The 7,316-nt window shown below is 68.7% G+C and carries 5 protein-coding genes and 1 pseudogene; all 6 read right to left on the bottom strand.

Annotated elements, in window-relative coordinates; translation table 11 throughout:
• Positions 1 to 121 (bottom strand): annotated as a pseudogene (locus tag AC01Y6_RS09070) (transposase); the annotation flags it as partial.
• Between the two features lie 92 nt (positions 122 to 213).
• A complete protein-coding gene (locus AC01Y6_RS09065; protein WP_428720694.1) occupies positions 214 to 426 on the bottom strand; it encodes a hypothetical protein in 213 nt (70 codons plus the stop codon).
• The gene (locus AC01Y6_RS09060) at positions 423 to 1,034 is read right to left on the bottom strand and encodes a nucleotide-binding protein (protein ID WP_476671211.1); all 612 of its coding nucleotides are present in this window, start codon (positions 1,032 to 1,034) and stop codon (positions 423 to 425) included. Before AC01Y6_RS09060 ends, AC01Y6_RS09065 begins: the two co-directional genes overlap by 4 nt.
• A 4-nt stretch (positions 1,035 to 1,038) precedes the next feature.
• A complete protein-coding gene (locus AC01Y6_RS09055) occupies positions 1,039 to 3,948 on the bottom strand; it encodes a hypothetical protein (protein ID WP_476671210.1) in 2,910 nt (969 codons plus the stop codon).
• Entirely contained in the window at positions 3,945 to 5,942 is a 1,998-nt protein-coding gene (locus tag AC01Y6_RS09050) for a helix-turn-helix domain-containing protein (RefSeq protein WP_476671208.1), read from the bottom strand. The genes AC01Y6_RS09055 and AC01Y6_RS09050 overlap by 4 nt, the downstream gene beginning before the upstream one ends.
• Before the next feature lie 113 nt (positions 5,943 to 6,055).
• Complete coding sequence (locus AC01Y6_RS09045; protein ID WP_476671206.1) at positions 6,056 to 6,385, bottom strand: LexA family protein; 330 nt, start codon at positions 6,383 to 6,385, stop codon at positions 6,056 to 6,058.
• Positions 6,386 to 7,316: the final 931 nt, after the last annotated feature.

Raw genomic sequence — 7,316 nt, 5'->3', positions numbered from 1 at the left:
GGGGGAGTTTGAACCCCTGGGCCTGCAAAGCCTTGAGCTCGTCATCAACCCAGATGTAGGTAGCCACCAGAAGGGTCTCTGCGTCAAGATGGTAAAGGGGGTGCTCACGATCTTGCCGCATGGCACCCCCTCTTTTTTCACATCCCGAGGGTCCAGATCAAGTAGCACACGAAGGAATTTGAGGCAGCCCTTTACTACAGGAACCTTTCCTTCCTACAGAAGAAGCTTCCTCAGCACCTCCTCCACCAGCTCCGAGATCTCCCTCCCCTCCTCCACCGCCTTGAGCTTGAGCTTGCGGTGGAGCTCCTTAGGCACGTAAACCTTCATGGCCACGTAGTCCTCCCGTCGGCTCTTTCCTCGGGCCCGCCCCTCGGGGGCGGCCTCCTCCCCCTTCACCTCCTTGAGGAGCTTGGCGAACTTGCTCACCTCTCCACCTCCCTCAGGACCTCCTCCCCCACCCGCACGTAGTCCCCCCAGGCGAGCCTGGCCCTCGGGTCCGGCACCCGGTACACGGGCACCCCGAGGAGGGCCGCCTTGGGGAAGGCCGCGGCCCGCCGCACCCAGGCCTGGAAGAGGGGGACCCCCGCCTCCTCCAGGAGGGCCCGGGCCTCCTCCCCGTCCCGGCTCGGGGGAGGGGGTACCAGGGTCAGGAGGACCCGGTAGCGGGCCCCCGAGCCCCGGAGGGCCTCCAGGGTGGCGAGGAGGGCCTCCAGGGCCAGGGCGTCGGGGGAGGTGGGCAGGACCAGGAGGTCCACCCCTTCGGCCAGGGCCCGGAGGTCTTCCTCCGTGGGGCGGGCCTGGGTGTCTATGACCACGTGGGCGTGGTCCCGGGCGTGGCGGGCGGCCACCCGCTCGTCCACCACCCGCACCGGGAGGCCTCCCCGCCTGTCCCACCCGGTGGCGGAGCGGTTGGGGTCCCCGTCCACCAGGAGGGTGGGGCCCCGCTCCGCCAGGAAGCAGGCCAGGTGCACCGCGGTGGTAGTTTTGCCCACGCCCCCCTTGAAGCCCGTCACCGCCAGGATCACTTCCCTCACCTCCTCATCGACCCCCGGGGCCTTCCAGCGCCCCGTCCTCCAGGTCCTCAGGTTCCTGAGCGCCTAGGCTCCTGAGCACCTGAGCGCTCAGGCCCTTGAGCGGGCGGCCCTCCGGTCCTCCGCCTTCCCCTTCGCCCGGGCCTCCCTCCACGAGGTCCAGGTGGGGACCTATCACGGCCCGGAACTCCTCTTCGAGCTGGCGCCTGCGCTGCTTCAGGCGGGCCTCCCCGTACTTCTTGACCCAGGCCTCCTTCTCCCCCTTGAGGTCGCAGAAGTGGAGGTAAGCGCACTCCGTGCACGGGGTGTCCAGGCAGAAGGCCAGGGGTTGCCTGGGGGGCTCCAGGGGGACGCCCCTCTCCATGAACTCCCGCACCACCCGCTCCACGAAGGTGGGCTCCAGGCGCATGACGCGGAACTGCCTGTCCCAGAGCCTGGGCCTCACGGCGCCCTCCGGGGCGGCCCACCCGTAGTTGCGGGCGATCTGCCCCACCCACTTGGGGTCCCGCCACCTGGGGATGTCCACGGTCCGCTCCCGGCCCCAGTCGTCCCCCACCAGCCTCCGGGCCTCGAAGACCACGTGGACCAGGGCCACGTGGGTCCTGTACCCCTGGCGGATCACCTCCTTGAGGGCCGTCTCCAGGACGTCCGCGTCCGAGAGGGCGTCCTCCAGGCGGCCCTCCTGCCGCCTCAGGGCCTCCTCCAGGCGGGCGACGAGCTCCTCGTCCCCGAGGTGGTGGGCGATGGTCCGCAAGGGGGCGGCGATCTCCTCCAGGCGCTCCCCCTCCCCGGCGAAGCGCTCCCGGTAGAGGGCGTGGAGGGCCCCGGCGTTCTCCATGGCCCAGACGTAGAGGTTGTCCCGGAGCTCCCGCAGGACCTCCGGGGAGAGGCCCTCGGGCCGCTTCCCCTTCGCCAGGTCCCGGAGGCGGGCGGTGCGGATCACGAGCATCCTGCTCCCCAGGATGTCCCCCGTCCCCTGGGTGTTGGTGATCACCTTGACGCCGAAGAAGTTGAGGGTGAGGACCCGCATGCCCTTGGTGTCCGTCCAGCTCTTGAGGGCGGTCTCCTTCTTGTAGGAGACCTTGAGGAACTGCTCCAGCTGGGAGGCCTCCGCGCTCCCCGAGCGGTGGCGCACCTCCTCCAAGTCGTCGAAGGCCACCAGGCCCCCGGTCTCGTCGATGATCCGGGCGGCGGTGGCGGCGGAGGTCTGGCCCGTGACCACCGTCCCGTTGGCCCCGAGCTCGGCCATGAGCCGGGCGAACTCCGTCTTCCCCGAGCCCGGCGGGCCCACCACCAGGAAGAGGGGCACGGCGTCGAAGACCGCCTGCACGTAGGAGGTCATCACCCCGAGGGCCGCGAGGACGTAGCCGTCCTCCCCGGGGAGGACCACCTGGCGGAGGTGGCGCTCGATGAGCCGGGGAAGGTCCCGGGGGGCCACGGTCATGGCGCTCCTGCCCGCCCTGCGGGCCTCCAGGAAGCGGTTGATGGCCTCGGCGCTCCAGGAGGCGTTCACGGGGGCCCTGGGGGGCCTGCGGATGATGGTGCCGTCGTCCAGGGCGAGGACCCGGTCCTCCGGGGGGGTGCCGGGCGGGGCGGGAAGGTAGCCCCAGCCCAGGACGGCCCCGTCGGAGCGGACCACCACGGTGCGGTAGCGGGCCCCCTCCTCCCCCCGGTTCTCCAGGATCCGCACCGGGACGTAGAGGTGTCCCCCCACGAAGGCTCGGTTGACGTCCACGGGGTCGGGGAGCTGGATCCCGCCCCCGGAGGCCTCCGGCTCCCAGACCTCGGCCCCTTCCAAGAGGAGGCGGAAGCCCTCGGGCGTCCCCCCGGCGAGAAAGTAGTCGGTCCAGTCCTTGCCCATCCCCTCGGGGACGCGCGCCCGGCGCACGGGCCTGCCCGCGAGCTCGGCCACCTTCCGGGCCGTCTCCTCCCCGGCGGGGTCCGCGTCCTGCCCCAGGTACACCTCGTCCCAGGGGGCCCAGAACAGGGGGTCCTTCCAGGCCTCGGGGACGGCGGAGCCGTGGGTGGAGGTCAACACGGCGAGGTCCTGGGCCCAGGGCTGGCCGTGGAGGCGAAACCACAGGACCCAGCCGTCCTTGGCCCCCTCGCAGACGAAGAGCCGGCGGCGGGGGGAGGGGCCCTCGAAGGGGGGGACGGCCCAGTAGCTGGTGGGCCGCCCCTTCCCCCACCCCTTGCCCGGCGCCCCCTGGGTGAGGCCGGGGATCTCGTAGTAGAGGTGGCGGCGGACGGGGGACCCGTCCGGGCCGATCACCGGGTAGGCCAGGGCGGCGGTGGCCCGGGCGGTGTCGTCCAGGCCGAGGTAGAAGCGGCGGACCGCCCGGGCGTCCAGGCCGCGCCGCTCCAGGTAGGCCATCGCCTCCGGGGCGCGGAGGAGGCGGGAGACCAGCCGCTTCAGGACCTCCTCGGAGGCCGGGGCCAGGGGGGCCCCGTCCTCGCCCTTGGGGGAGAGGAGGTCCCGGAAGCGGGGGTTGTCGAAGGGGTCCGCGCCGGGTTCCGGGGTACCTGAGGACTCAAGAGCCTGAGGACCTAAGCCCCCAGGCGCCCGGAGCCCGGAGCCCCTGGGGGCAAAGCCGGAACCACCGCCAGCCCGCCTTCCCGAGGAGCGGAGGGGGCTTCCAGGGAGGCCGAGCCACTCCCGGGCCCAGCGCCGGGCCTCCTCCGGGGAGAGGCCCTTCGCCGCCTGGATCAGGGTGAGGAGGTTTCCCTGCCGGGGCTCGGGGGCGGAGGGGTCGTGGTCGATCCAGAGGCCCTTCCTGCGGTCCACGGCGAGGCTGTTCCCCCGCTCGCCCTGGACGGAGCCCGCCCGCCACTCGTCGCCCACCCGCCGCGCCCCGGGGAGGAGCTCCGGCACCAGCTCGTCCACCCGCGCCAGGAGGAGGTCGTGGAGGTCGCTCATCGGCTGCCCCCTAGGGCGCGGGAGTAGCTTTCCCAGCCGTGGCGGTAGCGGTCGCGCGGCGCGAAGCGGGCGTAGTGCTGTTGCACCATTTGTATGGAGTCCAGGAGCACGTTGGCGGCGGCCTCAAAGCTTCCCGTAGCTTTCACGATCTCCGTGGCTACGATGTGGCGGACGGAGTGGGGACCGAAGGGAAGGACGTAGGGGGGCACCCCTGGCACGGCGGCCACGTAGGCGGAGCGGTTGCGGAACGTCTTCCTGAATTGGTTCTCCTTTTCGAGCCCCGGGAAGAGGGGCGGGAAGGGCCCGGAGCGCCTCAGAACCTCCACCAGGCGGGGATGGACCTCGTGGAGGTAGACGTGGAACACGTCGTTGAGGGCGTACCGCGCCCCGCCCACCTCTAGGAAGAGGAGCGGGTGGTCGAGGCCAGCGAGGGGGAACTCCACGAGATCCTCGTCCGCGAGGCCGAGGAAGACCTGCCCCGCGGCGTTTTTGAACTCACGCTTGCGGTAGGCCAGGTAGTAGGTCCCGTCCTTCCGCTCCACGTGCCCTTTCCCGGGGGCGAAGTCCCCGCCCTTGCGGAACTGGTCCACGTCCAGGCGGGCCTCGTAGTAGTGCTTCGCCCTGAGGGGGTGGGCGGCCATGAGCCAGAACAGGACTGCGTCCCGGTACAAGGCCAAAGCCCTATGGGCGGCCTCGGGGTCAGACGAGGACCTGGGGGCCAGGAGGTTGCCCCCCATCTGTCCCGCGACGTCGCGGAGCATGAGGACCAGCCCCTCCTTCAGCCAGTAGAGGGGACTCGGGGTGTCCAGGAGCGGTTCGACCGCGTGGTAGCCGTGAGTCTCGTCGATCCCCCCAAGTCTTATTCGTTCCTCCAGCTCGCGGAGCCCCTCCAGGTCGGCGTTCAGGCCGATCGCCTTGACGTAATTCCTGTAAAACTTTTTGACCAGGTTGATGAACGCAACGTCAGTACTCGTGAGCCCTGGGATGTTCCCCTCGTACCTTTCTATGCGCCATTCCAGGTAGTCATTCAGCAACTTTACGTCCGTGAGAAGGTGGAAGCCGAGGGCTCCGGGGCTCATGCTACGCACGTTGACGCAGTAGCCGTAAAAGAGCTCCAAGTACCTGTGTTCCTTCTCAAGCGTGGGGCGCCGCAAAACCCTGGACGCCACAGGTTCCCCTTTAATGGCCCGCTTGTTGCGCGCCTTGCTGGCAAGGGGGGACGACGCGTACTGCTCGTAGTTCAGCCACTCGCTCCGCGCGTGGCCCGGCCAGGCGTCGAAGGGCAACGCGAACGGCGCGCGCCGGGCCTGGCGGGTGCGTTCCTGGCGGTTGGAGAGCCGGGTCCAGCGTTCCTCGTCCTCCCGGCGGAGGGCCTCCCGCTCGTCTGGGGCGAGGTCCGCCCATGGCTTCCCGTAGCGCGCGAGGGCGGCCACCCGGAGGAACGTCCGGCTGTAGCCAGGGTACCGGGCGCCCTTCACCCCGAGGGGCTGCTTTCCAAACCTGGGGAGTCGGGCCGCCAGGCTATTCGCGGGCAGTTCGAGGGCCTCCTCCAGCCGCGTCACGACGGTTCTGGAGCGGGGTAGCTTGCTGCCCCTGAGCCAAATCCGGACCGTGCTCTCGTTGACTCCCACCCGGCGCGCGAGCTCGCTCTGGCTCACTCCCTGCCTCTCCATCGCCCAGCGGAGGGCCTCCGCGAACGTGGGGGGCATGGCGTCGATGGTCCGTTTCTGGAGGGCGATCGCCCTCGCCCGCTTGACCGCGGCGGTGAAGTGAGGACGGGGCTTCCCCTCCACCTCTTGGAGGCGCCTCGCGAGCTCAACGACGGCGGCGTCGTCCAGGGAGGCGAGCCAGGCGTGGGGGTCCGCGACGTCTGGAGGCAGGACGCGGACGATCCGCCTGAAGTGAGTGCCGTACGCCCCGTTAGAGGTCCTGGTGATTTCCCGGGCTAGCTCCTCTATGACCTCTAGGACGTTCGTTTGGACTTTCGTCACCACTACCTCCTTGCGACATAGGGCCGCCAGGAGGATAATGGCGCTGAGGGATCCGGCGTGGATCCCAGGGGAAGGGAGCCGGGGAGGCCTTGGGAGGGAACCCCGGCTCTGTCCGTTCAGCGCCCTTCCTCGACGGCGGCATGACCGACCCCCAACAATCTGAGCGCGGTCTGAACCTCCTCGTCCCCGCGCCACACGGTGGCCCCCAGAGCGGCGGCGACCTCCAGGCCCGTGGGGGTCAGGACGTACTGCCCCTCGTGGCGCTCCACAAGCCCTTCCCGCGCCAGGGCCCTGAGGATCCCCCACGTGGCGTCAGGGGTGCGGCCCAGCGCCTCGGCGAGCTCGATTCCGGTGGGGAACCGCCCCTCCCGCGCCAGGAAAGCGAGAATGCCCCGGAAAACCTGCTGGCGCGTCCGGGTGAGCCCGGCTATAGGTGAGGACCGCATCGCCCTGAGAGTAACTCAAAAGCGCCTATTTGTCAAGGGTGCCTTCGGAACTTTCCCCGTAACTTTCCCCCCCGTCCACTGCGGGCGGAGGTCGGCTCAAGGAAGGGAGGTCGGCACAAGGCCCTTCCAAACGGCGTTCCCGTTGTGCCGACCTCTGAGCCAATCCCTGTGCCGACAAAGTTTCGGCTCAAGGGGGGGATCGGCTCAAAAAACGGGGGGTCGGCACAAGGGTCGACTCAAGGCAAAAAGCCGTGCTGTAGAGCTAAAACTCCTCTTCTTACTTCTCTGAAAAAATGATAACTCAAGGGTTGACTCAGCCGATGAATAAGGGGACTTCTCCTCTTCTTGAGTCAACCTTTGGCGTTTCGCCGTTGGGGGTTGCGACCAAAAGTTCCAAGCCGGGAGAATCTTCCGTTGCTTTGCGGCCCTTCGTGTGTAAAGGCGCGAAAGGGGAGGGTGTTTTTACACAACACTCAAAAAGTCCGTTTATGAGGGAAGCATGCTAGTACAAAATGAGGTCCTTCAGTCAAGGGGGGTGGTTCCCGTAGGGTGCTTATTTGTCAAACCACAAGTCCCCCACCTCTCGCAAAACGCCGTCCCTGACGGCAAGAACCGACTTTCGCCTTTACGGGATTAGATCCAGATTAGCGAGCGCCGTTTACACGCTCCCCCCGGAGAACCCTCGGGGGAAAGTTCCGACCCCCTCTCTTCGCGGACGCGATGAGAAAGGCTTTGCCCCTTCCTTCACGAACTTTTCCCTCGCGAGGGGAGGAATCTTCCGTCCCTCCCCCGCCCTTTCTTCCGGGGGCGCTCTTCTGCCCCTCAGGACTCTTCCGGGGAAGGCAGAAGTTCTTCGAGGACCCCCCTGATCCTCTCGTGAACCCTCACGGTCTCCACGCTCACCCGCACCGCCCGCCCGATGAGGTCGAGG

It is taken from the genome of Thermus sp. (assembly GCF_056332225.1).
Note: the sequence above shows the minus strand (reverse complement) of the source record. Positions and strands in the feature narration are given on the sequence as shown.